Source organism: Anaerotignum propionicum, assembly GCF_024461735.1.
In the GTDB taxonomy this organism is placed as follows: Bacteria; Bacillota; Clostridia; order Lachnospirales; family Anaerotignaceae; genus Chakrabartyella.
Genome location: NZ_JANGAD010000021.1, coordinates 1 through 1,471 on the forward strand (window position 1 = coordinate 1; position 1,471 = coordinate 1,471).

Annotated in this window: 1 rRNA gene; it reads left to right on the top strand. The window is 52.8% G+C overall.

Annotation, left to right across the window (positions count from 1 at the left end):
• Window positions 1-1,453 (top strand): 16S ribosomal RNA (locus NE558_RS14215); the annotation flags it as partial.
• Window positions 1,454-1,471: the final 18 nt, after the last annotated feature.

The following is a 1,471-nucleotide window of genomic DNA, read 5'->3' on the forward strand; positions in this document are numbered from 1 at the left end:
GGAGAGCTTCGGCAGGAAGATTTCATATTTTAGCGGCGGACGGGTGAGTAACGTGTGGGCAACCTGCCCTGTACTGTGGAATAATCACTGGAAACGGTGACTAATACCGCATGTCATTGCGAGAGGGCATCCTCTTGCAAGAAAAGGATTTATTCGGTACAGGATGGGCCCGCATCTGATTAGCTAGTTGGTGAGATAACAGCCCACCAAGGCAACGATCAGTAGCCGACCTGAGAGGGTGATCGGCCACATTGGGACTGAGACACGGCCCAAACTCCTACGGGAGGCAGCAGTGGGGAATATTGCACAATGGGCGAAAGCCTGATGCAGCAACGCCGCGTGAAGGAAGAAGGGTTTCGGCTCGTAAACTTCTATCAACAGGGACGAAAAAAATGACGGTACCTGAATAAGAAGCCCCGGCTAACTACGTGCCAGCAGCCGCGGTAATACGTAGGGGGCAAGCGTTATCCGGAATTACTGGGTGTAAAGGGAGAGTAGGCGGCATGGTAAGTTAGATGTGAAAGCCCGAGGCTTAACCTCGGGATTGCATTTAAAACTATCAAGCTAGAGTACAGGAGAGGTAAGTGGAATTCCTAGTGTAGCGGTGAAATGCGTAGATATTAGGAAGAACACCAGTGGCGAAGGCGACTTACTGGACTGAAACTGACGCTGAGGCTCGAAAGCGTGGGGAGCGAACAGGATTAGATACCCTGGTAGTCCACGCCGTAAACGATGAGTGCTAGGTGTCGGGGGGGAACCCTCGGTGCCGCAGCTAACGCAATAAGCACTCCACCTGGGGAGTACGATCGCAAGATTGAAACTCAAAGGAATTGACGGGGGCCCGCACAAGCGGTGGAGCATGTGGTTTAATTCGAAGCAACGCGAAGAACCTTACCAAGGCTTGACATCCCTCTGACCGGTGTAGAGATACACCTTCTCTTCGGAGCAGAGGTGACAGGTGGTGCATGGTTGTCGTCAGCTCGTGTCGTGAGATGTTGGGTTAAGTCCCGCAACGAGCGCAACCCCTATTCTTAGTAGCCATCATTCAGTTGGGCACTCTAGGGAGACTGCCGTGGATAACACGGAGGAAGGTGGGGATGACGTCAAATCATCATGCCCCTTATGTCTTGGGCTACACACGTGCTACAATGGCTGGTAACAAAGTGACGCAAAACGGCGACGTCGAGCAAATCACAAAAACCCAGTCCCAGTTCGGATTGTAGTCTGCAACTCGACTACATGAAGCTGGAATCGCTAGTAATCGCGAATCAGAATGTCGCGGTGAATACGTTCCCGGGCCTTGTACACACCGCCCGTCACACCATGGGAGTTGGAAGCACCCGAAGTCGGTGACCTGACCGTAAGGAAGGAGCCGCCGAAGGTGAAGCCAGCGACTGGGGTGAAGTCGTAACAAGGTAGCCGTATCGGAAGGTGCGGCTGGATCACCTCCTTTCTATGGAGTATTGGTTGT